The sequence below is a fragment of the Salmonella sp. HY31 genome, assembly GCF_042604575.1.
Lineage (GTDB): Bacteria > Pseudomonadota > Gammaproteobacteria > Enterobacterales > Enterobacteriaceae > Salmonella > Salmonella diarizonae.
Genome location: NZ_CP170479.1, coordinates 1,508,167 through 1,535,161 on the forward strand (window position 1 = coordinate 1,508,167; position 26,995 = coordinate 1,535,161).

Consider the following 26,995-nt stretch of genomic DNA (forward strand, 5'->3'; position numbering starts at 1 on the left):
CGGGTTTCCAGAAGTGTTTTAAAAAGAACCCCGCAGCGCTACGTGAGCCGGAGCGTTCAGATGCCCGGTAAGCGTGACCGGGCAGCATAACATTATCGCGCTACGGCGTTCTGTACGTTAGCGTCCGCTTTCCAGAGGCGGTATTTCACGTCCACATTCGCCGGGGTATATACCACGATCGGCAGCTTGCTGTTGTAGCGCAGCATCCCATCTTCACCCAGCCAGGCGGTGACGAATTTTTGCTCTTTCTTACCTTCAGGGCAGGCCATCATGGTCGATACCGGAGAAGTGACGTTATCAAAGACATAATAGTCATAGCCCCAGCCTTCCAGCGTTTTTGTTTCCAGCTTGCCGCCGAGTCGATGCTGGTTACAATCCACATTCAGTGTTTGACCAATCAACAGTTCTACTTTGAGGGTAGATTCATCCTGCTGTGGGGGAAGGGTAATCACTTGCCGCTTCATTCCTTTTTCCGCCTGCGGATAGGGGGCGATTTTCTCCAGCGGCTGGGCGGTATCGCCATTGGCAGCCCAGGCAGAAGCGCTGGCGAGGGCGGCGAAGACGACGGCAGGGACAAACATCTTCATTTTATTGTTCACAGTATTTCCTTTCTGCTGTTTTCTGTATGCACGGGCGACAGACTAACACATTCATATTATCTATTAATCTGTATTTACTCATACTTTAAAGATTATTAATAAAATAGGGTCTCTTTATCCAGTGGAATATTCTGATAGTATCAATATAAGTGATATTATTGGCTGTTTGTGATTTTCGTTATATAAGTATCTATATAACTCATTGAAATGAGAGAAAAAGCACGTTCACTGGCCCTTACCCAACACTCTTTTGATCCGGCAACAGCATTTACCTCTATCGGGGTATGCATCTCTTACACATTCTGAAATATCTTATTTACAAAAATAACCACTCATAAATTGTACGGTTTTTATTGTTATTCACCCCTATGGAAGCGTGTCGTTATGGAAGGGCGATATCATGGCTGATTTATCCCGTCGAAGCATGTTGACCGGCAGTTGGCGCAACGCCAGCAATGGGATTCTTCCGCCGTGGGCCAGAGAAACGACCTATTTTCTCGCACATTGTCTGCGTTGCGACGCCTGCATCCAGGCGTGTGAGACCGACATCCTGCAGCGAGGGGCGGGGGGATATCCGAGCGTAAATTTCAAACAGGGCGAGTGCAGCTTTTGTTATGCCTGCGCGCAAGCCTGTACCGAATCTCTTTTTCTTCCGCGCCACACCAGGGCCTGGGATCTGATTTTTACGCTCACAGAAAACTGCCTCGCCAGGCAATCGGTTGAATGCCATCGTTGCCAGGACAGTTGTGAACCTATGGCCATTACTTTTCGTCCCACATTATCCGGCATTTACCAGCCGCAGCTTGACCCGCAGGCCTGTAACGGATGCGGGGCGTGTGTGGCTATCTGTCCCGTGTCAGCCATCAAAGCGGAGAACCCCCATGCACACTAACTGGCAGGTCTGTAGTCTGGTCGTGCAGGCCAAAAGTCAGAATATCGCCGCCATTGGCGCACAGTTGAAGACGTTGCCGGGTTGCGAAGTCGCGTTAAGCGATGTTGAAAGTGGGCAACTGATCGTGGTGGTGGAAGCAGATCAGAGCGAAGCGCTGATGCAAACAATTGAGTCAGTACGTAATGTTGAGGGCGTACTGGCGGTGTCGCTGGTTTATCACCAGCAGGATGAGCAAGGTGAGGAAACACCATGAAACTCAGTCGTCGTAGCTTTATGAAAGCTAACGCCGTTGCGGCCGCTGCGGCGGCTGCCGGTCTGAGCGTGCCGGGCGTCGCCCGCGCCGTTGTCGGGCAGCAGGAAGCCATCAAATGGGATAAAGCGCCGTGCCGTTTTTGCGGAACGGGTTGCGGTGTGTTGGTGGGAACGCAGCAGGGCCGTGTGGTCGCCTGCCAGGGCGATCCCGACGCGCCGGTCAACCGTGGTCTGAACTGCATTAAAGGCTACTTCCTGCCCAAGATCATGTACGGTAAAGATCGTCTGACGCAGCCGATGCTGCGCATGAAAGACGGCAACTATCACAAAGACGGCGAGTTTACGCCCGTGAGCTGGGAACACGCCTTCGATGTGATGGAAGAGAAGTTTAAAACCTCCCTGAAAGAGAAAGGACCAGAAGCGATCGGCATGTTTGGCTCTGGTCAATGGACCATCTGGGAAGGCTATGCCGCCGCGAAGCTGTTCAAGGCTGGTTTCCGCTCTAACAACATCGACCCGAATGCGCGTCACTGCATGGCCTCGGCGGTGGTGGGCTTTATGCGCACCTTTGGTATGGATGAACCGATGGGCTGCTACGACGATATTGAGCAGGCCGATGCGTTTGTGCTGTGGGGTTCCAACATGGCGGAGATGCACCCGATTTTATGGTCGCGCATCACTAACCGCCGTTTGTCCGACCCGAACGTGAAGGTCGCCGTCCTCTCCACCTTCCAGCACCGTAGCTTTGAACTGGCGGACAACGGTATTGTCTTTACCCCGCAAAGCGATCTGGTGATCCTTAACTATATCGCTAATTACATTATTCAGAACAACGCGGTAAATCAGGATTTCTTCACAAAGCATGTGAATCTGCGTAAAGGGGCGACGGATATCGGCTACGGCTTACGCCCGACGCACCCGCTGGAAAAAGCGGCGAAGAATCCGGGCTCCGACGCTTCCGAGCCGATGAGCTTCGACGAGTATAAAGCCTTCGTGGCGGAATATACTTTGGACAAGACGGCTGAAATGACCGGCGTGCCGAAAGATCAACTGGAACAGTTGGCGCAGCTCTACGCCGATCCGAATAAGAGAGTGATCTCTTACTGGACGATGGGTTTTAACCAGCATACTCGCGGCGTGTGGGCGAATAACCTCGTCTACAACCTGCATCTGCTGACCGGAAAAATCTCCCAGCCTGGCTGCGGTCCCTTCTCGCTGACCGGCCAGCCTTCCGCCTGCGGTACGGCACGTGAAGTGGGAACCTTCTCACACCGTCTGCCAGCAGACATGGTCGTGACGAACGAAAAACACCGCGATATCTGCGAAAAACACTGGCAGATCCCCACTGGCACTATTCCGGCAAAAGTGGGTTTACACGCGGTGGCGCAGGATCGCGCGCTGAAAGACGGCAAGCTGAACGTCTACTGGGTAATGTGTAATAACAATATGCAGGCCGGGCCGAACATCAATGAAGATCGGATGCCGGGCTGGCGCGATCCGCGTAACTTTATCATTGTCTCCGATCCTTACCCGACGGTGAGCGCGCTGTCTGCGGATCTGATCCTGCCGACCGCCATGTGGGTTGAGAAAGAAGGCGCTTATGGCAACGCCGAACGTCGTACGCAGTTCTGGCGTCAGCAAATTAAAGCGCCGGGCGAAGCCAAATCCGACCTCTGGCAACTGGTGCAGTTCTCCCGTCGTTTTAAAACTGAGGAGGTCTGGCCGGAGGCGTTGTTGGCCCAGAAGCCGGAGCTGCGCGGTAAAACGCTGTATGACGTTCTGTTCGCCACGCCAGCGGTCAGTAAATTCCCGCTGAGCGAGCTGAAAGAGGATCAGTTAAACGACGAATCCCGAGAAGTGGGCTTCTATCTGCAAAAAGGGCTGTTTGAAGAATACGCCTGGTTTGGACGCGGCCACGGTCACGATCTGGCGCCGTTCGACGATTACCACAATGCGCGTGGTCTGCGCTGGCCGGTCGTCGAAGGCAAAGAGACGCAATGGCGTTACAGCGAAGGCAACGATCCGTATGTAAACGCGGGCGAAGGGTACAAATTCTACGGTAAACCGGATGGCAAAGCGGTGATCTTCGCGCTGCCATTTGAACCCGCGGCGGAGTCGCCGGACAACGAGTACGATCTGTGGCTTTCCACCGGTCGCGTGCTGGAACACTGGCATACCGGCAGTATGACGCGCCGCGTGCCTGAATTGCATCGTGCCTTCCCGGAAGCGGTGGTCTTTATCCACCCGCTGGATGCGAAAGCGCGCGATCTGCGTCGTGGCGATAAGGTTAAAGTGTCGTCCCGCCGCGGCGAAGTGATTTCGATTGTCGAAACGCGTGGACGTAACCGTCCGCCGCAGGGACTGGTGTATATGCCGTTCTTCGATGCCGCTCAGCTAGTGAACAACCTGACGCTGGATGCGACGGACCCGCTCTCTAAAGAGACGGACTTCAAGAAGTGCGCCGTTAAACTGGCGAAGGTGTAACGCGTTATGTCCCGTACAGCGAAACCCCAAAATGGCCGCCGCCGCTTTCTGCGTGATGTTGTGCGCACTGCGGGCGGGCTGGCGGCAGTTGGCGTGGCGCTGGGCTTGCAACAGCAAACCGCGCGCGCAACGGGCGTGCGGCTGCGTCCGCCAGGCGCGCTGAATGAAAATGTCTTCGCCAGCGCCTGTGTGCGCTGCGGGCAGTGCGTTCAGGCGTGTCCATACGACACGCTAAAACTGGCGACGCTGGCCTCCGGGTTATCGGCAGGTACGCCCTATTTCGTCGCTCGCGACATCCCCTGCGAAATGTGTGAAGACATTCCGTGCGCCAAAGTCTGCCCCAGCGGGGCGCTGAATAAAGATATCGCCTCCATTGATGACTCGCGCATGGGGCTGGCGGTGTTGCTGGATCAGGAAAACTGCCTCAACTTTCAGGGGCTGCGCTGCGACGTTTGTTACCGCGAATGCCCGAAAATCGATGAGGCCATCACGCTGGAGCTGGATCGCAACATGCGCACCGGCAAACATGCGCGCTTTCTGCCCACCGTACACAGCGACGCCTGTACCGGCTGTGGTAAATGCGAAAAAGTCTGCGTACTGGAGCAACCAGCGATAAAAGTGTTGCCGTTGTCATTGGCGAAAGGGGAGTTAGGACACCATTACCGCTTCGGCTGGCTGGAGGGGAAAGATGGCAAATCGTAAACGCGACGCCGGGCGAGAAGCGCAGGCGAAAAAAGGCTGGTGGCGTAGCCACCGTTGGCTGGTGTTACGTCGTATAAGCCAGTTTATGGTGCTGGGGATGTTTCTCAGCGGCCCGTGGCTGGGTTTTTGGGTTCTGCATGGCAACTACAGCAGTAGCTTGCTGTTCGATACCCTCCCGTTGACCGATCCGCTGATTACCCTGGAAAGTCTCGCCAGTGGACATCTTCCCGCTACCGTGGCGCTGACGGGGGCAGTGATTATCACTGTGCTGTATGCGCTGGCGGGAAAGCGAGTATTTTGCAGTTGGGTTTGCCCGCTAAACCCCGTTACCGATTTGGCTAACTGGATGCGCAGGAAATTTGACCTGAATCAGTCGGCGACGATTCCACGCCATATACGGTACGTCCTTCTGGTGGTGGTGTTAATCGGTTCTGCGTTGACCGGCACGCTGCTGTGGGAATGGATTAATCCCGTGTCGCTGTTAGGCCGTAGTCTGGTTATGGGATTTAGTAGCGGCGCGTTGCTTATTATTGCTTTGTTTTTATTTGATTTATTAGTCGTTGAGCACGGTTGGTGCGGTCATATTTGCCCGATGGGCGCGCTGTATGGCGTGCTGGGCAGTAAAGGCGTAGTGACCGTGACGGCCAAAAAACGTGAGAAATGTAATCGCTGTATGGATTGTTTTCATGTTTGCCCGGAACCGCATGTGCTGCGTGCGCCGGTGCTGGATGAGCAAAGCCCGGCGCAGGTAACTCACCGCGACTGCATGACCTGTGGCCGCTGCGTGGATGTCTGTTCTGAGGATGTTTTTACAATAACTATACACAAAATCATTTAGGATGCGTCGAGGCGGCAAGTGAATGCGTCCCAAGAGCGTACGAGTAGTACGTGACTGGGGTGAATGAACGCAGCCAACAAAGAGGCAGCTTGAAGGATGAAGTGTATACGCGATGGAGTTCGGGAGCGAAATAATGAAAAGCCATGACCTGATGAAAGCGCTGTGTCAATGGATGGCCACGCTTGCCCTGGTGGTAAGTGGTGCGGTTTGGGCGGCAAACGGAGTGGATCTGAGCCAGTCGCCGGAAGTATCCGGGACGCAGGAAGGGGCGATTCGTATGCCGAAAGAGCAGGAGCGTATGCCGCTAAATTACGTCAACCAGCCGCCGATGATCCCGCACAGCGTCGAGGGCTACCAGGTGACTACCAATACCAACCGCTGTCTGCAATGCCACGGCGTGGAAAGTTATCGTACGACGGGCGCGCCGCGTATTAGCCCGACGCACTTTATGGACAGCGACGGTAAAGTGTCGGGCAACGTCGCGCCGCGTCGTTATTTCTGCCTGCAGTGCCACGTACCGCAGTCTGATACCGCGCCGATTATCGACAATACCTTTACCCCCTCGCAAGGTTACGGGAAATAAGAGGTCATTATGGAAAATTCTAACCGTAAACCCGGCTGGATAAAGCGCGTCTGGCGGTGGTGGCGCAGTCCCAGCCGTCTGGCGCTGGGGACGCTGCTGTTAATCGGTTTTATCGGCGGCATCATCTTCTGGGGCGGCTTCAATACCGGGATGGAAAAGGCCAACACCGAAGAGTTTTGTATTAGCTGCCATGAAATGCGCAACACGGTGTATGAGGAATATATGGAAACCGTCCACTACAACAACCGTAGTGGCGTTCGCGCTACCTGTCCTGACTGCCATGTGCCGCATGAGTGGGGGCCGAAGATGATCCGTAAGATCAAAGCCAGTAAGGAACTGTACGCGAAGGTATTTGGACTGATAGATACACCGCAGAAATTTGAAGCTCATCGCCTGACGATGGCGCAAAATGAGTGGCGGCGTATGAAAGACAACAACTCGCAGGAATGCCGTAACTGCCACAATTTCGACTTTATGGATCTGACCGCGCAAAAAGGCGTCGCGGCGAAAATGCACGATCAGGCGGTAAAAGACGGGCAGACTTGTATCGATTGTCACAAAGGGATCGCGCATAAACTGCCGGATATGCGTGATGTTAAACCAGGTTTCTGACAGGACGTTGATGAGTGGGAATGCTTGAAGCCAGAGAACTGCACTGCGAGCGGGACGAGAGGACGCTGTTTCGCGGGCTGTCGTTCACCGTGGATGCCGGGGAGTGGGTGCAGGTCACCGGCGGCAACGGCGCGGGAAAAACCACCCTGCTGCGCCTGCTGACCGGGCTGGCGCGCCCGGACGGCGGGGAGGTGTACTGGCAGGGTAAACCCCTGCGCCACGTGCGCGACAGCTTCCATCAGAGCCTGCTGTGGCTCGGGCACCAGCCGGGGATAAAAACCCGCCTGACGGCGCGGGAGAACCTGCATTTCTTCCACCCCGGCGACGGCGCGCGCCTCCCGGAGGCGCTGGCGCAGGCCGGGCTGGCGGGATTTGAGGACGTGCCGGTCGCTCAGCTCTCGGCCGGGCAGCAGCGCCGGGTGGCGCTGGCCCGCCTGTGGCTGACCCGCGCCGCGCTGTGGGTGCTCGACGAACCGTTCACCGCCATTGACGTTAACGGCGTGGCGCGCCTCACCCGGCGGATGGCGGAGCACACGGCGCAGGGCGGGATGGTCATTCTCACCACCCACCAGCCGCTGCCGGGGGCCGCGGACACCATCCGCCGCCTTGCGCTGACCGGCGGGGGGGCAGGGCTGTGATGTGGCGTGTCTTCTGTCTTGAGCTGCGCGTCGCGTTTCGCCACTGCGCGGACATCGCCAGCCCGCTGTGGTTCTTCCTGATGGTCATCACCCTGTTTCCGTTAAGCATCGGGCCGCAGCCGCAGCTGCTGGCGCGTATCGCGCCGGGCATCATCCAGGTGGCGGCGCTGCTGGCCTCGCTGCTGGCGCTGGAGCGGTTGTTTCGCGACGATGTGCACGACGGCAGCCTTGAGCAGCTGATGCTGCTGCCGGTGCCGCTGCCGGCGGTGGTGCTGGCGAAGGTGCTGGCCCACTGGACGGTGACCGGCCTGCCGCTGATTATTCTCTCCCCGCTGGTGGCGCTGCTGCTGGGGATGGACGTGTACGGCTGGAAAATCATGGCGCTGACGCTGCTGCTGGGCACGCCGGCGCTGGGGTTTCTCGCCGCGCCGGGCGTCGGGCTGACGGCCGGGCTGCGGCGCGGCGGCGTCCTGCTGGGCATACTGGTGCTGCCGCTGGCCATCCCGGTGCTGATTTTTGCCACCGCGGCGATGGACGCGGCGTCGATGCATTTACCCGTTGACGGCTATCTGGCGGTTCTGGGAGCGCTGCTGGCGGGCAGCGCGACGTTAAGCCCGTTCGCCACCGCGGCGGCGCTGCGTATCAGCGTGCAGTAGCGCATTTGCAGGCCGGATAAGGCGCCGGCCGCCGTCCGGCACCACGGACATTTTACTGGTTTCAGGAGGTCAGGTGACGACTATGTGGAAAACCCTTCATCAGCTGGCAGTGCCGCCCCGGCTGTATCAGATTTGCGGCAGGCTCGTGCCGTGGCTGGCGGTGGCCGGTATCATCGCGCTGGCCACGGGCTGGGTCCGGGGCTTTGGTTTCGCCCCGGCGGACTACCAGCAGGGGGAGAGCTACCGCATTATGTATCTGCATGTCCCGGCGGCCATCTGGTCGATGGGTATCTATGCGGCGATGGCGGTGGCGGCGTTTACCGGGCTGGTCTGGCAGATGAAAATGGCCAGCCTTGCCGTCGCGGCGATGGCGCCGGTGGGGGCGGTGTACACCTTCATCGCGCTGGTCACCGGCTCGGCGTGGGGTAAACCGATGTGGGGCACCTGGTGGGTGTGGGACGCGCGCCTGACCTCGGAGCTGGTGCTGCTGTTTCTCTACGCCGGGGTCATCGCCCTGTGGCACGCCTTTGACGACCGCAGAATGGCCGGGCGCGCGGCGGGCATTCTGGTGCTGGTCGGCGTGGTGAACCTGCCGGTTATCCACTATTCCGTCGAGTGGTGGAACACCCTGCACCAGGGCTCGACGCGGATGCAGCAGAGTATCGACCCGGCGATGCGCTCGCCGCTGCGCTGGGCCATCACCGGCTACCTGCTGCTCTTTATGACGCTTTCGCTGATGCGGATGCGCAACCTGATTTTACTCATGGAAAAACGCCGCCCGTGGGTGGGCGAACTGATACTGAAAAGGGGGCGCCGGTGAGAACGGCATTTTCATCGTGGAGCGATTTTTTCGCCATGGGCGGGTACGCCTTTTTTGTCTGGCTGGCGGTGGCGATGACCGTGGTGCCGCTGGCGGCGCTGGCGCTGCACACGGTGCTGCAGCGCCGGGCCATTCTGCGCGGCGTGGCGCAGCAGCGGGCGCGCGAGGCGCGGATGCGTGCCGCACAGGCACAACAGGAGGCCGCGTGAACCAGCGACGCAGAAACCGGTTATGGGTGGCCTGCGCGGTGCTGACGGGTCTGGCGCTGACCACCGCTCTGGTCCTGTACGCGCTGCGCGCGAATATCGACCTGTTCTATACCCCCGGCGAAATTCTCTACGGCAAGCGCGAGACGCAGCAGCTGCCGGAAGTGGGCCAGCGCCTGCGCGTCGGCGGGATGGTGATGCCCGGCAGCGTCAGGCGCGACCCGGACTCGCTGAAGGTGAACTTCAGCCTCTACGACGCTGAAGGTTCGGTGGCGGTGAGCTATGAGGGGATACTGCCGGACCTGTTCCGCGAGGGGCAGGGTGTGGTGGTCCAGGGGGAGCTGGATACGCGCAACCACGTCCTGGCGCAGGAGGTGCTGGCCAAACATGACGAGAACTACACCCCGCCGGAAGTGGAAAAGGCGATGCAGGAAAACCACCGTCGTCCGCAAAGTATCGATAAGGACACCTCATCATGATGCCTGAATACGGCAACGCGCTGCTGTGCCTGGCGCTCGGCGTGGCGCTGCTGCTGTCCGTTTACCCGCTGTGGGGCGCGGCGCGCGGCGACGCGCGGATGATGGCGTCGGCCGGGGTGTTCGCCTGGCTGCTGTTTATCTGCGTGGCGGGTGCGTTTTTCGTGCTGGTGCACGCCTTTGTGGTCAACGACTTCACCGTGGCCTATGTCGCCGGCAACTCGAACACGCAGCTGCCGGTGTGGTACCGGGTGGCCGCCACCTGGGGGGCGCACGAGGGCTCGCTGCTGCTGTGGGTGCTGCTGATGAGCGGCTGGACCCTGGCGGTGGCGGTGTTCAGCCGGCCGGTGCCGGCGGATATCGTGGCCCGGGTGCTGGCGGTGATGGGGATGGTCAGCGCCGGTTTTCTGGTGTTCATCCTGTTCACCTCGAATCCGTTCGCCCGCACGCTGCCGGCCTTCCCGGTGGAGGGGCGCGACCTGAACCCGCTGCTGCAGGACCCCGGACTGATTTTCCACCCGCCGTTGCTGTACATGGGCTATGTCGGCTTCTCGGTGGCCTTCGCCTTCGCCATCGCCGCGCTGCTGGGCGGGCGTCTGGACAGCGCGTTCGCCCGTTTTGCCCGCCCGTGGACGCTGGCGGCGTGGGTGTTCCTGACGCTGGGTATCGTGCTCGGCTCCGCGTGGGCCTACTACGAGCTGGGCTGGGGCGGCTGGTGGTTCTGGGACCCGGTGGAGAACGCCTCCTTTATGCCGTGGCTGGCGGGCACCGCCCTGCTGCACTCGCTGGCGGTCACCGAACAGCGCGCCGGCTTTAAGGCGTGGACGCTGCTGCTGTCCATCTGCGCCTTCTCGCTGTGCCTGCTGGGCACCTTCCTGGTGCGCTCCGGGGTGCTGGTGTCGGTGCATGCCTTCGCCTCCGACCCGGCGCGCGGAATGTTTATCCTCGCCTTTATGGTGCTGGTCACCGGCGGTTCGCTGCTGCTGTTCGCCGTGCGCGGGCACAGGGTGCGTTCGCGGGTGAACAATGCGCTGTGGTCGCGCGAGTCGCTGCTGCTCGGCAACAACGTCCTGCTGATGGCCGCCATGCTGGTGGTGCTGCTGGGCACGCTGCTGCCGCTGGTGCACAAGCAGCTGGGGCTGGGCAGTATTTCGGTGGGGGAGCCGTTCTTTAACACCATGTTCAGCGGGCTGATGGTCCCCTTTGCCCTGCTGCTGGGGGTGGGGCCGCTGGTGCGCTGGGGCCGGGACCGGCCGCGTAAAATCAGAACGCTGCTGCTCACCGCCCTGGTCTCCACCCTGGCACTGTCGGTACTGCTGCCGTGGCTGTTTCAGGACCGCATCGCCGCCATGACGGTGGCCGGGATGGCGATGGCCTGCTGGATTGGGGTGCTGGCGGTGGCCGAAGCCGTACAGCGCGTGTCCCGCGGCGCCAGGATTTCCCTCAGCTACCAGGGGATGGTGGCGGCGCACCTCGGGCTGGCGGTGACGATTACCGGCATCGCCTTCAGCCAGAATTACAGCGTGGAGCGTGACGTGCGGATGCGGGCGGGTGACAGCGTGACCATTCACGACTACCGCTTCACCTTCCGGGAGGTGAGGGACATCACCGGACCCAACTACCGCGGCGGGGTGGCCATCATCGGGGTGACGCGCAACGGGGCGCCGGAGGCGGTGCTGCACGCGGAGAAACGGCTCTACAACACCAGCCGGATGGTGATGACCGAGGCGGCGATTGACGGCGGGCTGACCCGCGACCTGTACGCCGCGCTCGGGGAGGAGCTGGACAACGGCGCGTGGGCCGTGCGTCTGTACTACAAGCCGTTTGTCCGCTGGATATGGGCCGGGGGGCTGCTGATGGCGCTGGGCGGACTGCTGAGTCTGGCGGACCCGCGCTACCGCCGCCCGCGCCGCCCGTCGCCGGAGGCCGTATGAAACGCAACGTACTGTTATTACCGTTACTGATTTTTCTGCTGATTGCCGCGGCGCTGCTGTGGCAACTGGCGCGCAATGCGCAGGGCGATGACCCGACGGCCCTCGAGTCGGCGCTGACCGGGAAGCCGGTGCCGGCGTTCCGCCTGGAGTCGCTGGACCGGCCGGGGCAGTATTACGGGGCCGGGGCGCTGACGCAGGGGAAACCGGTGCTGCTTAACGTCTGGGCCACCTGGTGCCCGACCTGCCGCGCCGAGCATCAGTACCTGAACCGGCTTGCCGCGCAGGGTATCCGGGTGGTGGGACTGAACTATAAGGACGACCGGGCGAAGGCGGTGGCCTGGTTAAACACACTGGGCAACCCGTATGCGCTGAGTTTATCGGACAGCGACGGGATGCTGGGGCTGGACCTGGGCGTGTACGGCGCGCCGGAAACCTTCCTCATCGACGGCAACGGGATTATCCGCTACCGCCATGCGGGCGATTTGAACGCCCGGGTGTGGGAAAGTGAAATGAAACCGCTGTGGGATAAATACAGCCGGGAGGCGGCGCAATGAGATTTTTACCGGGCATGCTGATGCTGGTGCTGATGATGGCCGCGCCGGCGCGGGCGACCACCGACGTGATGCCGTTCAGAAACGAGGCGCAGGAGCAGCAGTTCCGCCAGCTCACGGAGCAGCTGCGCTGCCCGAAATGCCAGAACAACAGCATTGCGGACTCGAACGCGATGATAGCCACCGACATGCGCCGGAAGGTGTATGACCTGATGCAGGAGGGGAAGAGCAGGCAGGAAATCATCGATTACATGGTGGCGCGCTACGGCAACTTCGTCACCTACGACCCGCCGCTGACCCCGCTGACGGTGCTGCTGTGGGTGCTGCCGCTGGCCGCCATCGTGGCGGGCGGCTGGATAATCATCGCCCGCACGCGCCGGCGGGTGCGCCTGCGCCGGGAGCCGCTGCCGGCGGACCCCCCGGCTCCCGGCGCGCGCGCCGGGTGGGGCGTTTACGTGCCGGGGGCCGTCATCGCGCTGGCGGTCAGCGCCGGCGGCTACGCCCTGACCGGCAGTTATCCGCAGGTGAGGGCCTGGCAGCAGGCGACGGCGCAGGCGCCCGGGCTGCTGGACAGGGCGCTGGACCCGGCGGCGCAGCCGCTGAATGAGGAAGAGATGGCGCGGCTGGCGCTGGGGCTGCGCACGCGCCTGCAGCGCGACCCCGGCAACGCCGAAGGCTGGATGATGCTCGGCCGGGCCGGCATGGCGCTGGGCGACGCCGGTACCGCCACAGGGGCGTATGCGAATGCTTACCGTCTGGACCCGGAAAACCGCGGGGCGGCGCTGGGCTACGCGGAGGCGCTGACGCGCTCGTCCGACCCGGAGGATAACCGTCGCGGCGGGGAGCTGCTGCGCCGGCTGGTGAGCCGCGACCACACGGATATCCGGGTGTTAAGCCTGTATGCGTTCAGCGCCTTTGAGCAGGGGCGCTCTGGCGAGGCGGTGGCGGCCTGGGAGATGATGCTGAAGTTACTGCCGGCTGGCGACGCCCGGCGGGCGGTGATTGAGCGCAGTATCCACCAGGCGCTGGCGCAGGAGAAATAATGCCCTGACGGCCCGGTGGTGCCAGGCCATCGGGCATACTTTGTTACTGCATTCCGCGCGTTTGTAAAAACAGAATGGTCGCCGCGACGCGCGAGCGCACGTTAAGCTTGCGAAGCAGATTACGAATGTGCACCTTAACCGTCTGCTCAGAAATATTCAGCACTGACGCAATCTGTTTGTTAGAAAGCCCCTGCGCCAGCTCATGCAGGACATCTAACTCTCGTTCGGTCAGAATACTAAAGGGATCTTCCTGCACGCCAAACCGTTCGCGCTCACGCAGATATTCGCTAACCCGATCGCTAAAGACTTTACCGCCGTTAGCGCCTTTGCGAATGGCCTCCAGCAGTACCTCCGGATCGCTATCTTTGAGTAGATAGCCGTCGGCGCCGGCGTCGATCAGCGCGTAGATATCGCTGGCGGAATCCGAGACGGTAAGAATAATAATTTGCGCCGTCACGCCATCCCGGCGTAGCGCGTTCAGGGTATCTAACCCGCTCAGACCTTTCATATTCAGATCCAGTAGGATCAGATCGGGCTCAATGCGATTCGCCAGATCGATCGCGCTTGCCCCATCGCCCGCTTCGGCAACGACATGAAAAGCCGGGTCCAGTTCCAGTAATTGACGAATACCTCGCCGCATAAGTGGATGGTCGTCCACAATAAGCACCTGAAAAGGTGTTACTTCAGGCATGCTGTATCTCCTGAGTTTTATTAGAATGATTATTGTTTTCAGCGCGGAAATCGTCCAGATTCACCACATTGCCAAGAGCGTAAATTTTACCCTAATTAGTGCATGGGTTAGTAGTAAAACCTGTAAAGGGATAAATGACATGAATACCTGCTTGTCCGAGGAGCAGGCGCTTGCGCCGCCATCCGGCAAAAGGACTTCTGTTAAGTTAAATCATACGGCATTATTTTTAAATATTATTAATTTCAAATGATTAGTTATTTTCATGCAATTGATTGTAGTAGGTACAGGCGGAATTCACTACCTAATCATTGTTTTTAGATTTGAGCAGATTTGCGTAAAAAATGATAAAAACACTATATTTAACAAGCTATCATTATTGCATTCACGGAGAGTAGTAAAAGGTAATGGCACCGAATAATTTATACTTGATAAGTATTTTTAAATGATGTTACACAATGTAATAGCTTGGGAAATATTTTTGTAAAAACAAATTTAATATTTTATTAAACTTGTTATCGCGAGATTGAATTAAAAACAATCACGACTATAACCAGTGGATTGTGTAATTTTATATCCTGGTATAATCGATTCAATCGGTTTAATGTCTATCGCTATAAAATAATAGCGACACAGTAAACTATAAAAAGGTTATCTAAAATAATGTAAGGTTAGATAAATGTATAAAAATAGCGAAATTTTCTCATTGCTAAAAATGGAAGAGGGAGTTAGTCATAAACCTTATATTGATAGTCTCGGTTATCCTACTGTTGGCGTTGGATTTAAGCTTGGTCCACAAGGTGCTAGTCTGAAAAACTATACATTTTGTTTAACAGATAATGTCATCGAGGCCTGGCTTCAGGAAAATATTGATAGGGTTTACAGGAGCATGCAACGGAATGAGAAGATCAATCGGGCTTTGTTATACAGCAATTCAGTACGTGCAGATATCCTGATATCAATGGCATATCAGATGGGGGTGAATGGTCTTGCTGGTTTTAATAATATGCTCGTGGCGATAACTGGGCAGGATTGGAATAACGCAGCAGATGAAATGAGAAGGAGTATTTGGGCAAAACAGACACCGGAACGGGCTGAAAGACATGCTACAGTAATCGAAACAGGACAATGGGCACCGGTATATAATTTTGTTATTAACCAATAGATCCTTTCAGGATAATACGGTTTTTATAATTTATGTAAGCTCATAAGGATATTAACTTAAGAAGGTAAGGAGGAATCAATGCTCCAGTTACTTGGGCAAGATACAGTATGGATTATTCTTGGGGCAATTGCTGGAAGTACAGTATTTGTAGTGTCGGCGTCGGAGTATATACTATCTGTCCGCATTATCCTTTTTGTTGTATCAGTAATTATAGGTATTATATGCGCTGATTTGGTTGCGTTAGCATTAACGCATTTAATTGATAAACACTTCTCTGTGATGTTAATAATCCCTTCGTCCGTTGGGGCTGTTGTTGCCTCTACGCTTTCTATTCGTGTACTCGTTTTTTTAGGAAAACGGATAGTTGATTTACAAGCGGACAAGAGTAATCATATATAACTAATATTGCCCCTGAGCGCCGTAAACAGGATCTGATTTCACTTTCATTACCTCTTGCACTGGCAAAGGGCAAGCAGACAAAACAGGCAATAATGGCAAAAGTGAAAACCAAATATGGCCTGGATCATATTGAATGGCACGGTGGTACCTTCTTCAACCACGGCGTTAAAATCACGACCAGTAGCCCCGAGCAATTTGTGATAGCGCTGCCAGCCTGGCAGCGCAGCGGCGTCAATAACTATACACTGGACGGCATCGCTTCTCACCAGGCTGGATGCGTCAGCCACGATGTCAGCGCCAGTGATATAAGACGGTAATTCACCATTTGGATTGTCCGCTCCACCCAACATGTTGTTTCCTTAAGGTTCTCACACCAGAAAGGACATCAACATGCTGAGCAGAGAGGACTTTTACATGATAAAGCAAATGCGCCAGCAGGGCGCGTACATTGTCGATATTGCGACTCAGATTGGTTGCTCTGAACGGACGGTCAGACGCTACCTCAAATACCCTGAACCGCCAGCCAGAAAGACCCGCCACAAAATGGTTAAGCTGAAACCGTTTATGGATTACATCGACATGCGCCTGGCAGAGAATGTCTGGAATAGTGAGGTTATCTTCGCGGAGATTAAGGCAATGGGTTATACGGGCGGACGTTCCATGCTGCGTTACTACATCCAGCCCAAACGTAAAATGCGTCCGTCAAAAAGAACAGTTCGCTTCGAAACTCAGCCTGGATACCAGCTCCAGCACGACTGGGGCGAAGTTGAGGTGGAGGTTGCCGGGCAACGGTGCAAAGTTAACTTTGCGGTTAATACGCTGGGGTTCTCCCGCCGCTTCCATGTCTTCGCAGCACCAAAACAGGATGCTGAGCATACCTACGAATCACTGGTTCGCGCCTTCCGCTACTTCGGTGGTTGTGTGAAAACGGTGCTGGTTGATAACCAGAAGGCTGCGGTGCTGAAGAATAACAACGGGAAAGTCGTGTTCAACTCCGGATTCCTGTTGCTGGCCGACCACTATAACTTCCTGCCACGGGCATGCCGTCCACGCAGGGCCAGAACAAAAGGTAAGGTTGAGCGAATGGTGAAATACCTCAAGGAGAACTTCTTCGTCCGGTACCGCAGGTTCGACAGCTTCACTCATGTTAATCAACAACTGGAGCAATGGATAGCCGATGTGGCTGACAAACGGGAACTTCGCCAGTTCAAAGAAACGCCGGAACAGCGCTTCGCGCTGGAGCAGGAACATCTGCAGCCGTTACCGGATACGGACTTCGATACCAGTTACTTCGATATCCGCCATGTGTCCTGGGACAGCTATATCGAGGTTGGTGGTAATCGTTACAGCGTTCCCGAAGCGCTGTGTGGTCAGCCGGTATCGATACGAATATCGCTGGATGACGAGTTGCGGATCTACAGTAATGAGAAACTGGTGGCCTCACATCGCCTCTGTTCGGCATCGTCTGGCTGGCAGACAGTGCCGGAGCATCACGCCCCGCTCTGGCAGCAGGTCAGTCAGGTGGAACATCGACCACTGAGTGCCTATGAGGAGCTGTTGTGATGCATGAGCTGGAAGTCCTGCTGAGTCGCCTGAAAATGGAGCATCTGAGTTATCACGTTGAAAGCCTGCTGGAACAGGCAGCTAAAAAAGAGCTGAACTACCGGGAGTTCCTGTGCATGGCGCTACAGCAGGAATGGAACGGCAGGCATCAGCGCGGTATGGAGTCCAGGCTGAAGCAGGCTCGTCTGCCGTGGGTCAAAACGCTGGAGCAGTTCGACTTTACCTTCCAGCCGGGCATCGACCGTAAGGTTGTCCGGGAACTGGCTGGTCTGGCGTTCGTGGAGCGCAGCGAAAACGTGATCCTGCTGGGACCTCCTGGTGTCGGAAAAACTCATCTGGCCATAGCTCTTGGCGTGAAAGCGGTGGATGCGGGACATCGGGTACTGTTTATGCCACTGGACAGACTGATCGCGACACTGATGAAAGCGAAACAGGAAAACCGTCTGGAGCGTCAGCTGCAGCAACTGAGTTATGCCCGGGTGTTGATCCTGGATGAAATAGGCTATCTGCCGATGAACAGAGAGGAAGCCAGCCTGTTCTTCCGGCTACTGAACCGTCGATATGAAAAAGCGAGCATCATACTGACGTCAAACAAAGGGTTCGCAGACTGGGGAGAAATGTTCGGAGATCACGTGCTGGCAACAGCGATACTGGATCGGTTGCTACATCACTCAACCACGCTGAATATCAAAGGAGAGAGTTACCGGTTAAAAGAGAAACGTAAAGCTGGAGTGCTGACCAAAAACACAACGCCAATCAGTGATGATGAAATGGTGAAAAGCGGACAGCATCAGTAACGAAAGTATCTTAGCGGGCATGAAAATGGCAAATAACGGTCAAACATCGTGGCGTTGACAACGAGCGCTATCGCAAGCGGTAATGCTCCGATTACCTTAACGACATATGTCGTCGATCAATATGGTAAAGCATCGCGGGAGGCAGTAATTGACTGGACGGCAGATAATGCGTGGGCAAATTATCTGTAGCTCAATCCCCTTCGGATACTTAGGGAAACGCGCAAATTCAGGTAATTAGCGCGGCGGTGATCACGACGATAAAGACGGCCCAGCATAGTCAGGCGAAAGCATTGCATTCTGAATCACTCCATTTTACAGCCGATCTCGTTTAGCGATTTATCCACTATTTATTGGGTGATGGTGAACGTGTTTCTTATTTTTTGTATGATGTTATGAGCGGCCAACCTGAAATGTTCAAAATTGGCCGTATGTTTTTATATAGACAATTAATACAGTAGGTATACTGTAATATTAAACCGTCAATTCCACAGGAACCAGTATCTGGGGCCTGAATAAGGTAGTAATTAATTGTTCAAACTGTGCTTCGCCCTTAACACCCAATAAAATTTTCCTGGATCTTTCCGAAATGGGCGCTGTTTTAATACTCCAGAGAATAGATAACGAAAGGCCCATATGAAGATCATCAATATGAAAAAGCGTATCTACGGCATTTTCTGCGACAACCTGCTTACTAAACGCTATCGCATCTTTACGCGCTATATCATCCCCACCCAGTAGGGTAACTAATCTATCTGATACTTTTCTCTCCTGGAATTTTAATGTATCGTTAAGAATCATATGCGCTTCAGCCATATAGGGACTTTTCTGTTTCGCCTTGTCTATCGATGTCACATGCGCGTTGCTGCCAAAGCGACTACTGTTCTTTTGCAGTTTAATCCCTTTAACCGAAAGGGCAAAGAAAGCGAACCCGGTATTAGCAAGTTGAACAACATCAGCTTTGGTGGTATGGGTTTTATCAAACACCATCTTTCTTTTTATTAACTCATCGCGGCTTAAAAAAGTCGTTTCTAATGTTTCAGGATTGGTTATCCAGGCATTGGTGTGATGCACCATCTGGAATTCAAGCTGCTTAAGCCTTTGAAAAAAATCTAGTTGTTCCTGGCTTGCTTTCCCCAACCTTTTTTTCAGATTTTCGATGTTCCTGGCGCTGATGGCACGTACCTCATAAGTTGAGCCAGGTATACTTACTGCCGGACCATTGGGTTTCCTCTGCCAGAGTTTACCCGTTGCCATTTTTTTATAGACTCCGTTGACTTCCTTAAATTGCTTAGAGTTTGGGCGTCTCAGCGCTACCTGATGCTGTCGGAGCGAGGCCTTCGGCATCCGCAAGTGTCAGTGGATTATTTCTCACCATCCGGTATAAATTCAGGCCGTCGATCTCCCGCCCCGGGTCGGCGGCTGTCCAGCGACATAGCCAGGGGGCGTAATAGCGGTAGCCGTAGTAATACAATCCGGTGCCGTCACGTTCTTTACCAGAGTAGCGAATCACTTTATAGCTGGCTTCCAGTTCGCTGCGTGCCGCCCACACCGCGGTACCGCCGAAAGGATAGTACTCTTCCCGGCTAATTTGCTGGCCATCAGCATCCAGTTCCAGCGATGCTGAGCCGATATTGTCGCAAAGGCTCCAGCGTAGCTGATTGTTATCAATGCCATCCGGTTTACCTGATTCCCAGTGCAATATCCGTATGCCGGCACGGCCTATTTGACCGGTTACGGCATGAAGTTCTTGCGATGTGTTTACTGAAATAACGTTGTTATCCTCTACTGACTCCTGCCAGCTTTGCCGTAGCTCAAGACCCGGCAGGTAGCGTACTTCATCTACGCTCCAAAGCTGCTGGCTGGCATTCGTCAGGGTGCGGGTCTGCTTACGCACGCGCCTGCTGCCGCTATACTGGTAAATTTCCCGATCATTCTGCGTCATATCCGTGGCGTCGCGGCACAGTAGCACTACCGTCTGCAGGTTATTGCTGCCGTCCCAGAGCATGTTATTACTGGATGAAGAGGCCGAAATCTGTAACTGCTTCAGGTTGCCATTGTTATCGAACCACTGGCTTACCTCATCTGAATCCTGCGCTCCACCGTCGTTCATTTGTACACTACGGTTTGATGTCGTCTCTGTTACCATCGTTCGCGTATAGTTTCCGGCCCCTGTGTGAGCCAGTGACTGCAAGTTGCCGCTGTCATCCCAGATCCAGGTGCGGGTGTAGTTTACATACTGACTGTTGTCCGTGGGGATAGGCGTCAGTGCGGCAGGTAAACTGCTGTAGGGTATTATTTTGTTCCCGGCGTTTTCCCGCCCCGTGGCTTCCAGCAACTGGTAGAGGGCGTCATAGCTGAATTCTTTCTGCCCGTCCGTGACCTGATTTTGGTAGTAGCGTGTTGCTACCAGGTTATCCGTAATCGAGGTGACATTTCCTGTATTGTCGTAACCATATACCAGTGACTGAAGTACTGTGTTATCAGCGCGCTGTGCTGCCAGTGTCGATAGCCATTGTGTTTCAGGCTCATAGCCGTATGCCGTGGTTACGCCGTTGCTTGTTTTCTCTTCTAAAACCTGACTCGCCGCACTCCAACTGATATGTTCAAGTAACGTCTGTTTAGTTTCACCAGCCAGTTTTATGGCCTGACTTGTTACTTTTCCGCTGACATCATAGCGCCAGCTTTGTTGGTGCCCCATGGCGTCGGTTCTGTTTAGCGTATTTGCGGAAGCATCTGCTTGTAGTGAAGTCACATAGATTTCCGAATCCAGAAGACGTTTTCTGCTAGTGTCGTCTGCGGGCCAGTTTGGCGCGATGTCACCTGACGCCAGGAATTGCTGCGATATTTGTAAGGTTGCTCCGCTCAACGCGACAGAATCGATGATTTGCAGGCCGCTGTCATCATACTGCCGTACAGGTAGCCCTTTCAGATTATCGCCCTCCAGACCTTTATCGCCATATTCAGTTATCCGGCTGACGCGTTTTTCCCCGCCTTTTTGCTGCTCCTTTGTCTGTACCGGTCGGCCCAGTTCATCGTAGGTTTGCTCTTGCGTGGTGCCCCGACCATCAGTGAACCACACCAGGCGAGCCGCGGCATCAAAAAGCGTGACCAACCATCCGCTGTCGGTACTCTCCCTTTTGATTACCTGCCCGGCAAGAGATGACATACTGCGCAAATTTGCCACCACACTCCGGTCATTTAGCCATGCTGAAAATAGCCTGGGATCACGTTTTTCTTCCACCGGGCTCTCATCAGCATGGTAGCTGTGGTCAACCAAAAGACGCCGTGGAACGGACGCTTTTTCACGGTTCCAGTTTAGTATACGTACGGTAAATCCCCGATTATCATTAACGCTGATAACCGGAGTGCCTGCAGCAACTGTTACAGTGCACATTATTTTCACTCCTCAGTAGTATTACGCTTGTTAATTACGCATCCTGTCAGCGTAGCCAGATAAACATTGGAAATGATGCTAAATAAGGAGGTAACTGGTGCAATAACAGCACGCTGTATGGCATAGATGGAGAATGATGAATATCAGGCGAGTAAAAGTTAAAAATATTGAATTGATAGTCACTTCAGTGGGAAATACAGAATGCAACGCATTGTGGTTAATGCCGAACATTATTTAAAAAGCCTCATTCCCGTAATGGGAATGAGACAAGACATGAAGACTCAGGCGGCTTTACTACACCCAGCGCCAGGATCTAATGCTCTCTGGCGAGGATTAGTAGAGTGAGCCAGTTTGGGCGGGGCGATCCGACTGAATAAATATTCTTTTTCATCTCTGTTGCAATAAATATTGGGTACCCGTACTGCATATCCGCCACTAAAGGTTTCGATATGTGGCCCGAACAATCCAGCAATATCCCGATTTTCCGATGTCGCGGTGAATTGACCAGGCCTAACGGATGGCAATGCCGTTGTTCCCCGATAGAGTTTTTTCTTTATTAATGTGGCGTGATTCTTAATATAGTCATCAAGAAGGTCGGCAAGTTCTGCGCCAGTCTTACCATCAAGTTCATATATGCCGTTCGCCACACCTTTATGTGCGTTTTGCTCGAAAATGTCATACCGATCTCTGGTTGCATTTGGATCTCTGTTTAGTTTTCTTATATGTCTAACAATTTTGTCTGCGTTCAATTTATCTGTGGGAGAGGCGTTTTGTATCAAGGGGGATTGTGCAGCCCAAACATAGAGTATTGCTTTTTTCCCATTGTCGGCAGCCGCCTGAGCTGCTTTAGCTTTTGCTTCTTTACTTGCACTCATGGCTTTCTGTGAGGATGCAGGTGGAAGGACATATTTTGACTGTTCATACATGATGTGAAAAAGAACATTTATAATGGTTTCGCTTTTTAAGGAATATGTACTGGCGCGTGAATGGTTGGTGAGAACGAAGCGTTTCATGGCAGGGGAATTTTTTTCATATTTTCCACTTTTCAGCGCGCTTTCATATAAATGCTCAAATTCTGCGATTTCCTCCTTCGTCAACGCTAATTTAGGCATTAATCCGTCAACGTCCGTCAACGTGATCGGATTATTTCTCACCATGCGGTACAGATTCAGCCCGTCAATTTCCTGGCCCGGATCGGCTGCCGTCCAACGGCACAGCCAGGGAGCGTAATAGCGGTAGCCGTAGTAATACAATCCGGTGCCGTCACGCTCTTTGCCGGAATAGCGAATCACGTTATAATCGGCCTCCACCTCACTGCGTGTCGCCCACACCGCAGTACCGCCGAAGGGGTAGTACTCTTCGCGGCTGATAGTTTGCCCCTGCGCATCCAGCTCCAGCGCATAAATATTGTCGCTCAACTGCCAGCGTGCCTGGTCATTATCAATGCTGTCAGGTTTACCTGTTTTCCAGTGCAGCAGTCGGACACCGGCGCGCCCCGCCTGGGTGGTTATCACATGCAGTTCTTCAGTAACCGCCTGCGGCGTAATGGTGTCGCCGCTGACCGTCTCCTGCCAGTGACGTCGCAGTTCCAGACCGGGCAGGTAACGCACCTCATCAACAGTCCACCGGTTATCTTCGGCTTTTGTCAGGCGGCGTGTCTGTTTGCGCATGCGTATCCCGGCGCTGTACTGGTAAATCTCCCGATCGCTCTGCTGGATGTCGCCGTTACGATCAAGTAGGTTGACCGTTTGTAGATGGTTACTGGCGTCCCAGATGAGTGGGTCAGAGGCAGTGGCAGACACCTGCAGATTGAGGAGGTTGCCATCAGGGTCGAACGCAGCATCAACGTCATCCGGCGTCAGCGTTCCGGTGTCGTTTTGCAACCTGCTGCGGTTGGACATATCACTTATCACCATTGTACGGGTAAAGCTTGCGGCGCCCTGGTGAGAGAGGGAGAGCAGATTACCGCTGTCATCATAGCGAAAGGAGCGGGTATAACCGATGGTTTGATTGCTGTCTATTGGGATAGAGGCGGGGAGAGCAGCATACGGGACGGCGGTATTACCGGCATTCTCGCGCCCGGTTGCCTCCAGCAATTGGTAGAGTGCGTCATAAGTGAACTCCCTTAATCCGTCGGTTTGCTGATTCTGAAAGTAGTGGGTCGCAATGGTGTTATCAGTAATTGAAATTAAATTACCAGTATTGTCGTAGCCGTAGACCAGATCCTGAAGCAGAGCGCTGTCGGCGCGTAGTGCACTCATCGCCGAGAGACGCTGTGTTTCGGGCTCATAGCTGTAGGTTGTGGTCACGCCGTTACCCGTGGTTTCCACCAGAACCTGGCTTGCGGCATTCCACATAATGTCCTCAAGCAGTGTCTGTTTTTTACCCTCTGAAAGTGTCGCATACTGGCTTTTTACATGGGAACTGACGTCATAACGCCAGCTCTGCTGATTCCCCATTGCATCGGTCTGGTTCAGGCTAATACCGCGCGCATCGGCAGATATTGTCGAAACATAAATCTTATCCTCCAGTAGCGCCTGTCTGTCGGCATCATCCTCCGGCCAGTCAGGCTGCGCTTGCGCAGATAAGAGGAACTGCTGCGTCTGGCAGAGAATTGCTCCGCTCAGCGCCATCGATTCGACAGTTTGCAGACCGCTATCATCCCAGCGCTGTACGCATAATCCGCGCAGGTTGTTTTTCTGCGCGTTAGCATCTGCAGAACAGGTATCCGTGTAGGCGTGACGCCAGCTTACCCGCAATGCCTCGCCTTTTAGCTGTTCGCTACCGCTCTGCGGGCGGCCCAGCGTATCGTAAACCTGAGCGTGTACGGCGTCCCGACCATCAATGGACCACACAAGGCGGCTGGCGGCATCAAAGCGTGTTACCTGCCAGCCGCTGTCAGTACTGGCGCGTTTCAGCGTCTGACTTGTCAACGATGCCATACAGTACAGGTTCGGCAACGCCGTATCGTCCTGTTGCCAGGCGGCGAAACGGCGAGGATCGCGCTGTACGGTGGCCCGGCTGGCCGTATCCAGCCGGGTGTGGTTAACCAGAAGCCGGCGCGGACTGTCTTTATCCTCGCGGTTCCAGTTAAGAGTACGAATGGTGATACCGAGGTTATCGCAGACGGCAATCACCGGCGTGGCGATTGCTAAAGTCATACGGGAATATTCTCCAGGCCCACCGTGTCGTTTTCATCTTCTGCGACCGTAAACCAGGCATAGTAGGTATTGCGGCGCAGATAGCCTTTAGCCGTAACCGTGCGAATATTGCGGCCCGTTGCATCGTAATAATGCGTGTCGCTATAGCCATTCGTACGCATAGCGGTATCGACAACGTAGTGCCAGTCATCAAGGAAAAAGGGTTGATAGTTGCGAACCGGCTGGCCTTTATTGTCATACTCAGTGCGTCCGGAAACGGCCCAGCGAGGGCTGGCATCAATCTCTGTTGTACTGATTTCCCCATCGCTTTCTCTGTGCCAGGCTTTCCCATCCGGAAAGAGGACACATTGCTGCAATGCCCGGCCAAAACCATCGCTGTAGCTCAGCGAAATACGGGTTTGTTGCAAGGGTGTCGTTGAGTCATCTGGATCAAGCGTTGCAGGATAGTTATCTGCGGTCAGGGTCACATTGTGGATGGGATTACGGGTTGCCTCAGCCAGTAAATTTGCCAGAGGATGTTGTGGATTTTTACGCGCCCAAAGATGACCTGATGAACGAATATGCCCGGTAAAGGTAATAAAGCGGTTCTGCAGCAGAGTCGACCAGCCATCAGCAGTGACACTGTTTGCCTGGTCAGCGGAAATGCACCCCATCCAACTGAACATATCAGTGACGTTGATGGCGGCCAGTTGCTGGAGATACCCCGCCGTTGTCGCCATCGCAATGGCTTGCTCAACGGTAAGCGAAGACGAGACCGGATAGTCTGCGATTTTTGCAAACCCTACCGCCTGACCACCGTTTTCTGTTCCATATACACTGGTTGCCAGCAGACGGCCGAGCGCATCCAGTTGACACTCCTGATAATTATTATTGATATCAGTGATGCGCCATGGGCTCAGGAAACGATAGTCGTATTCCATTTTAACGGTGTTATCCAGCACATCTTGTTGGCTAATTGGCACCAGATAATACGAGTCGTACTGACAGGTTATAGCCCCGACGAGTCCAGTAGATTGCTGGCTTGCAACCGTTGAGAACTGGCTGGCATCGTTATAGAGCGTAAAGCTGTGCTCAACTGCCCAAAGGTCGGCTTCGGTTGTAAAGGAAAAGAGTGCCGGTGTCTTAACATAACCTAGCTTATCGAAACTGTATTCAGCAGGGATAGTTATCCCGTCATAGGCTTTAAGCGCTGTTTCATCCAGTACCGCCGTGCGTTGATAGTGTACCAGCGCCGGCAAATCAGGGGGCGTCGACGTGTAGATAATTTCGTTTTGTTGGGCCAGATAGCGAGTTTGTCCGGCACTTAACAGGCCGTTATCTGCCCGAAGCGTTTCGTAACTGATACCGCTAGCGGGAACAGAATCGAATTGCAGTTGATTTACCCGTTGTTGAGAGGGAAGCCCCAATCGCCAGGTTTGTGAATTTTCCAGGTGAATAAAAGATGCCAGGCTCTCTACCAGCCGCAGTTTTTGCTGTTGGTCATCATAGGTATTTTCCCAGGCATCATCAGGCAAGTTGGCCGGGTAGGGTTGAAGGGCATGATAAGCGCGACGGGGGTACGCAACGCTAACTTGCCGGGTAACGCAACCATAGTCGTCAGCCTGAAGCGTCACCTGTTGTGAAACCTGTGGGTCGCCAACCAGACGTTCATAATGATGCGTTATTTGCTCCAGTGCGACGGGCAATACAACGGGCATCGCGCCATCCTGAACCAGACGAACCTGCATTCGCTGTTGTGTGGTGGTATAAGGAGAAGTGGCGACGCTACTGTTATCCAGTCCATAGGTTTCGCTGCGCAGCTCTGTTCCATTTAATGCACGGAACATCCACCAGCGCGTGGCTTCATCGGCGTTGTTCAACACTTGATCCTCTCCTGACTGCCAGGTTGTCAGAAGCGTGGCATTAAGCGCGATCTCTTCTGTATCACCGCGCCAGGGCGTGCCAAATAGTGTGTTTTCATCCTCTTCACGGCCACAATGAAACCAGGACTTTATCAGGAGCGTTGCGGCGACAGGGGTATCGTCGCCAACCGGGAGCGCATCATCATTGGTATCTTCAGTTTCGACATAACCAAAACCACGGAATTCACGCTCTTTGCCATCATAAACCCCCTTACGATAACGGATGCTCTGGCTAAGCTGGTTGCCGGTAACTTCATCCTCTGTGGTTGTTTTAACCAGCAGATGCATAGCGAAAGGTAATGCCGGCGTCGCCTGTGGGTTTTGCTGTTTTTCATCCAGCCATTCTTGCGCTGAACTGCGATAAAAGAGCGTGGTGTTGGCGCCGATATTGTTATTCGTGCCCGCCAGGAGCCAGGGTTTTTGTGCACAAAAAGCAAAATGCCAGTGCGCAGGGGTTGGCCAGGGAACAGTAAGAACCAGTTCAGCCATGCCATTGCCCTGAATATCCGCCACAGTAAGCTGGCAAAGACGGTCATAAACGACGCCGTCAGGAAAAGCAATACTGGACCGCAAACGAAACCATTACCGCCCTGATTCAACCAAACCGTCACCTGGTTATGCTGCACATAGATTAAATCAGG

The 26,995-nt window shown here is 54.8% G+C and carries 27 protein-coding genes; 21 read left to right on the forward strand and 6 right to left on the reverse strand.

Annotated features, from left to right (window positions below):
* Positions 1 to 92: 92 nt before the first annotated feature.
* Positions 93 to 587 (reverse strand): serine protease inhibitor ecotin, encoded by a 495-nt coding sequence (gene eco, locus ACE15A_RS07000; RefSeq protein ID WP_053507833.1) that lies wholly within the window; start codon positions 585 to 587, stop codon positions 93 to 95.
* Between the two features lie 412 nt (positions 588 to 999).
* Between eco and napF the strand changes: the two genes are divergently transcribed.
* The 15 genes from napF (at position 1,000) to ACE15A_RS07075 (ending at position 13,286) form a co-directional block, all read left to right on the forward strand.
* The gene (napF, locus tag ACE15A_RS07005; protein WP_023248470.1) at positions 1,000 to 1,491 is read left to right on the forward strand and encodes a ferredoxin-type protein NapF; all 492 of its coding nucleotides are present in this window, start codon (positions 1,000 to 1,002) and stop codon (positions 1,489 to 1,491) included.
* A complete protein-coding gene (napD, locus tag ACE15A_RS07010; RefSeq protein WP_053507744.1) occupies positions 1,481 to 1,744 on the forward strand; it encodes a chaperone NapD in 264 nt (87 codons plus the stop codon). Before napF ends, napD begins: the two co-directional genes overlap by 11 nt.
* Positions 1,741 to 4,227, forward strand: coding sequence for a nitrate reductase catalytic subunit NapA (napA, locus tag ACE15A_RS07015; protein WP_023248468.1), 2,487 nt, complete (start codon positions 1,741 to 1,743; stop codon positions 4,225 to 4,227). Before napD ends, napA begins: the two co-directional genes overlap by 4 nt.
* Positions 4,228 to 4,233: 6 nt before the next feature.
* A complete protein-coding gene (gene napG / locus ACE15A_RS07020; RefSeq protein WP_000091679.1) occupies positions 4,234 to 4,929 on the forward strand; it encodes a ferredoxin-type protein NapG in 696 nt (231 codons plus the stop codon).
* Entirely contained in the window at positions 4,916 to 5,767 is an 852-nt protein-coding gene (napH, locus tag ACE15A_RS07025; RefSeq protein WP_023248466.1) for a quinol dehydrogenase ferredoxin subunit NapH, read from the forward strand. Before napG ends, napH begins: the two co-directional genes overlap by 14 nt.
* Positions 5,768 to 5,900: 133 nt before the next feature.
* The gene (gene napB, locus ACE15A_RS07030; protein WP_000835182.1) at positions 5,901 to 6,350 is read left to right on the forward strand and encodes a nitrate reductase cytochrome c-type subunit; all 450 of its coding nucleotides are present in this window, start codon (positions 5,901 to 5,903) and stop codon (positions 6,348 to 6,350) included.
* Between the two features lie 9 nt (positions 6,351 to 6,359).
* On the forward strand, positions 6,360 to 6,962 hold the full coding sequence (gene napC, locus ACE15A_RS07035; RefSeq protein WP_000431778.1) for a cytochrome c-type protein NapC: 603 nt from the start codon (positions 6,360 to 6,362) through the stop codon (positions 6,960 to 6,962).
* Positions 6,963 to 6,982: 20 nt separating this feature from the next.
* Positions 6,983 to 7,600, forward strand: a complete 618-nt coding sequence (gene ccmA / locus ACE15A_RS07040) for a cytochrome c biogenesis heme-transporting ATPase CcmA (protein ID WP_053511209.1) — start codon at positions 6,983 to 6,985, stop codon at positions 7,598 to 7,600.
* Entirely contained in the window at positions 7,597 to 8,256 is a 660-nt protein-coding gene (gene ccmB / locus ACE15A_RS07045) for a heme exporter protein CcmB (RefSeq protein ID WP_053511207.1), read from the forward strand. Before ccmA ends, ccmB begins: the two co-directional genes overlap by 4 nt.
* Positions 8,257 to 8,338: 82 nt before the next feature.
* Positions 8,339 to 9,076 (forward strand): heme ABC transporter permease, encoded by a 738-nt coding sequence (locus tag ACE15A_RS07050; RefSeq protein WP_053511205.1) that lies wholly within the window; start codon positions 8,339 to 8,341, stop codon positions 9,074 to 9,076.
* A complete protein-coding gene (gene ccmD, locus ACE15A_RS07055; RefSeq protein ID WP_023247223.1) occupies positions 9,073 to 9,285 on the forward strand; it encodes a heme exporter protein CcmD in 213 nt (70 codons plus the stop codon). The genes ACE15A_RS07050 and ccmD overlap by 4 nt, the downstream gene beginning before the upstream one ends.
* Positions 9,282 to 9,761 carry a cytochrome c maturation protein CcmE gene (gene ccmE, locus ACE15A_RS07060; RefSeq protein ID WP_053511203.1) on the forward strand — a complete coding sequence of 160 codons (480 nt, stop codon included), beginning with the start codon at positions 9,282 to 9,284 and terminating at the stop codon, positions 9,759 to 9,761. Before ccmD ends, ccmE begins: the two co-directional genes overlap by 4 nt.
* Positions 9,758 to 11,692 carry a heme lyase CcmF/NrfE family subunit gene (locus ACE15A_RS07065; protein WP_053530180.1) on the forward strand — a complete coding sequence of 645 codons (1,935 nt, stop codon included), beginning with the start codon at positions 9,758 to 9,760 and terminating at the stop codon, positions 11,690 to 11,692. The genes ccmE and ACE15A_RS07065 overlap by 4 nt, the downstream gene beginning before the upstream one ends.
* A complete protein-coding gene (gene dsbE / locus ACE15A_RS07070; protein ID WP_023247226.1) occupies positions 11,689 to 12,246 on the forward strand; it encodes a thiol:disulfide interchange protein DsbE in 558 nt (185 codons plus the stop codon). Before ACE15A_RS07065 ends, dsbE begins: the two co-directional genes overlap by 4 nt.
* Positions 12,243 to 13,286, forward strand: coding sequence for a cytochrome c-type biogenesis protein CcmH (locus ACE15A_RS07075; protein ID WP_380913172.1), 1,044 nt, complete (start codon positions 12,243 to 12,245; stop codon positions 13,284 to 13,286). Before dsbE ends, ACE15A_RS07075 begins: the two co-directional genes overlap by 4 nt.
* Positions 13,287 to 13,329: 43 nt before the next feature.
* Here ACE15A_RS07075 and narP read toward each other — a convergent pair whose 3' ends face one another.
* The gene (narP, locus tag ACE15A_RS07080; RefSeq protein ID WP_023248372.1) at positions 13,330 to 13,977 is read right to left on the reverse strand and encodes a nitrate/nitrite response regulator protein NarP; all 648 of its coding nucleotides are present in this window, start codon (positions 13,975 to 13,977) and stop codon (positions 13,330 to 13,332) included.
* Between the two features lie 676 nt (positions 13,978 to 14,653).
* Between narP and ACE15A_RS07085 the strand changes: the two genes are divergently transcribed.
* From ACE15A_RS07085 to ACE15A_RS07110, 6 genes are all read left to right on the forward strand, one after another.
* A complete protein-coding gene (locus tag ACE15A_RS07085; protein ID WP_023248370.1) occupies positions 14,654 to 15,139 on the forward strand; it encodes a glycoside hydrolase family protein in 486 nt (161 codons plus the stop codon).
* A 78-nt stretch (positions 15,140 to 15,217) separates the two neighbouring features.
* The gene (locus ACE15A_RS07090; RefSeq protein WP_053511197.1) at positions 15,218 to 15,538 is read left to right on the forward strand and encodes a putative holin; all 321 of its coding nucleotides are present in this window, start codon (positions 15,218 to 15,220) and stop codon (positions 15,536 to 15,538) included.
* 92 nt (positions 15,539 to 15,630) lie between these two features.
* A complete protein-coding gene (locus ACE15A_RS07095) occupies positions 15,631 to 15,855 on the forward strand; it encodes a hypothetical protein (protein WP_053511199.1) in 225 nt (74 codons plus the stop codon).
* A gap of 73 nt (positions 15,856 to 15,928) precedes the next feature.
* Complete coding sequence (gene istA / locus ACE15A_RS07100; RefSeq protein WP_000952373.1) at positions 15,929 to 17,101, forward strand: IS21-like element IS21 family transposase; 1,173 nt, start codon at positions 15,929 to 15,931, stop codon at positions 17,099 to 17,101.
* Positions 17,101 to 17,898 (forward strand): IS21-like element IS21 family helper ATPase IstB, encoded by a 798-nt coding sequence (gene istB / locus ACE15A_RS07105; RefSeq protein ID WP_000544830.1) that lies wholly within the window; start codon positions 17,101 to 17,103, stop codon positions 17,896 to 17,898. Before istA ends, istB begins: the two co-directional genes overlap by 1 nt.
* Before the next feature lie 48 nt (positions 17,899 to 17,946).
* Positions 17,947 to 18,087: a hypothetical protein gene (locus tag ACE15A_RS07110; protein ID WP_164984568.1), complete on the forward strand. Its 141-nt coding sequence runs from the start codon at positions 17,947 to 17,949 to the stop codon at positions 18,085 to 18,087.
* Positions 18,088 to 18,369: 282 nt separating this feature from the next.
* Here ACE15A_RS07110 and ACE15A_RS07115 read toward each other — a convergent pair whose 3' ends face one another.
* From ACE15A_RS07115 to ACE15A_RS07130, 4 genes are all read right to left on the reverse strand, one after another.
* Positions 18,370 to 19,152 (reverse strand): hypothetical protein, encoded by a 783-nt coding sequence (locus ACE15A_RS07115; protein WP_226998571.1) that lies wholly within the window; start codon positions 19,150 to 19,152, stop codon positions 18,370 to 18,372.
* Positions 19,153 to 19,186: 34 nt separating this feature from the next.
* The gene (locus ACE15A_RS07120) at positions 19,187 to 21,292 is read right to left on the reverse strand and encodes an RHS repeat-associated core domain-containing protein (RefSeq protein ID WP_226998572.1); all 2,106 of its coding nucleotides are present in this window, start codon (positions 21,290 to 21,292) and stop codon (positions 19,187 to 19,189) included.
* Between the two features lie 281 nt (positions 21,293 to 21,573).
* Entirely contained in the window at positions 21,574 to 24,453 is a 2,880-nt protein-coding gene (locus ACE15A_RS07125) for an RHS repeat-associated core domain-containing protein (RefSeq protein ID WP_053510572.1), read from the reverse strand.
* Positions 24,450 to 26,927 (reverse strand): toxin TcdB middle/C-terminal domain-containing protein, encoded by a 2,478-nt coding sequence (locus ACE15A_RS07130; protein ID WP_241489902.1) that lies wholly within the window; start codon positions 26,925 to 26,927, stop codon positions 24,450 to 24,452. Before ACE15A_RS07130 ends, ACE15A_RS07125 begins: the two co-directional genes overlap by 4 nt.
* Between the last annotated feature and the right edge of the window lie 68 nt (positions 26,928 to 26,995).

Coding starts and splice junctions, on each gene's coding strand:
- napG (WP_000091679.1), top strand. CDS start 4,234: ATGTCCCGTACAGCGAAACCCCAAAATGGCCGCCGCCGCTTTCTGCGT.
- ACE15A_RS07090 (WP_053511197.1), top strand. CDS start 15,218: ATGCTCCAGTTACTTGGGCAAGATACAGTATGGATTATTCTTGGGGCA.
- narP (WP_023248372.1), bottom strand. CDS start 13,977: ATGCCTGAAGTAACACCTTTTCAGGTGCTTATTGTGGACGACCATCCA.
- dsbE (WP_023247226.1), top strand. CDS start 11,689: ATGAAACGCAACGTACTGTTATTACCGTTACTGATTTTTCTGCTGATT.
- ACE15A_RS07065 (WP_053530180.1), top strand. CDS start 9,758: ATGATGCCTGAATACGGCAACGCGCTGCTGTGCCTGGCGCTCGGCGTG.
- ACE15A_RS07115 (WP_226998571.1), bottom strand. CDS start 19,152: ATGGCAACGGGTAAACTCTGGCAGAGGAAACCCAATGGTCCGGCAGTA.
- istA (WP_000952373.1), top strand. CDS start 15,929: ATGCTGAGCAGAGAGGACTTTTACATGATAAAGCAAATGCGCCAGCAG.
- istB (WP_000544830.1), top strand. CDS start 17,101: ATGCATGAGCTGGAAGTCCTGCTGAGTCGCCTGAAAATGGAGCATCTG.
- napB (WP_000835182.1), top strand. CDS start 5,901: ATGAAAAGCCATGACCTGATGAAAGCGCTGTGTCAATGGATGGCCACG.
- ACE15A_RS07095 (WP_053511199.1), top strand. CDS start 15,631: ATGGCAAAAGTGAAAACCAAATATGGCCTGGATCATATTGAATGGCAC.
- napC (WP_000431778.1), top strand. CDS start 6,360: ATGGAAAATTCTAACCGTAAACCCGGCTGGATAAAGCGCGTCTGGCGG.
- ACE15A_RS07120 (WP_226998572.1), bottom strand. CDS start 21,292: ATGTGCACTGTAACAGTTGCTGCAGGCACTCCGGTTATCAGCGTTAAT.
- ACE15A_RS07085 (WP_023248370.1), top strand. CDS start 14,654: ATGTATAAAAATAGCGAAATTTTCTCATTGCTAAAAATGGAAGAGGGA.
- ccmA (WP_053511209.1), top strand. CDS start 6,983: ATGCTTGAAGCCAGAGAACTGCACTGCGAGCGGGACGAGAGGACGCTG.
- napH (WP_023248466.1), top strand. CDS start 4,916: ATGGCAAATCGTAAACGCGACGCCGGGCGAGAAGCGCAGGCGAAAAAA.
- napD (WP_053507744.1), top strand. CDS start 1,481: ATGCACACTAACTGGCAGGTCTGTAGTCTGGTCGTGCAGGCCAAAAGT.
- eco (WP_053507833.1), bottom strand. CDS start 587: ATGAAGATGTTTGTCCCTGCCGTCGTCTTCGCCGCCCTCGCCAGCGCT.
- ACE15A_RS07125 (WP_053510572.1), bottom strand. CDS start 24,453: ATGACTTTAGCAATCGCCACGCCGGTGATTGCCGTCTGCGATAACCTC.
- napF (WP_023248470.1), top strand. CDS start 1,000: ATGGCTGATTTATCCCGTCGAAGCATGTTGACCGGCAGTTGGCGCAAC.
- ACE15A_RS07050 (WP_053511205.1), top strand. CDS start 8,339: ATGTGGAAAACCCTTCATCAGCTGGCAGTGCCGCCCCGGCTGTATCAG.
- napA (WP_023248468.1), top strand. CDS start 1,741: ATGAAACTCAGTCGTCGTAGCTTTATGAAAGCTAACGCCGTTGCGGCC.
- ACE15A_RS07075 (WP_380913172.1), top strand. CDS start 12,243: ATGAGATTTTTACCGGGCATGCTGATGCTGGTGCTGATGATGGCCGCG.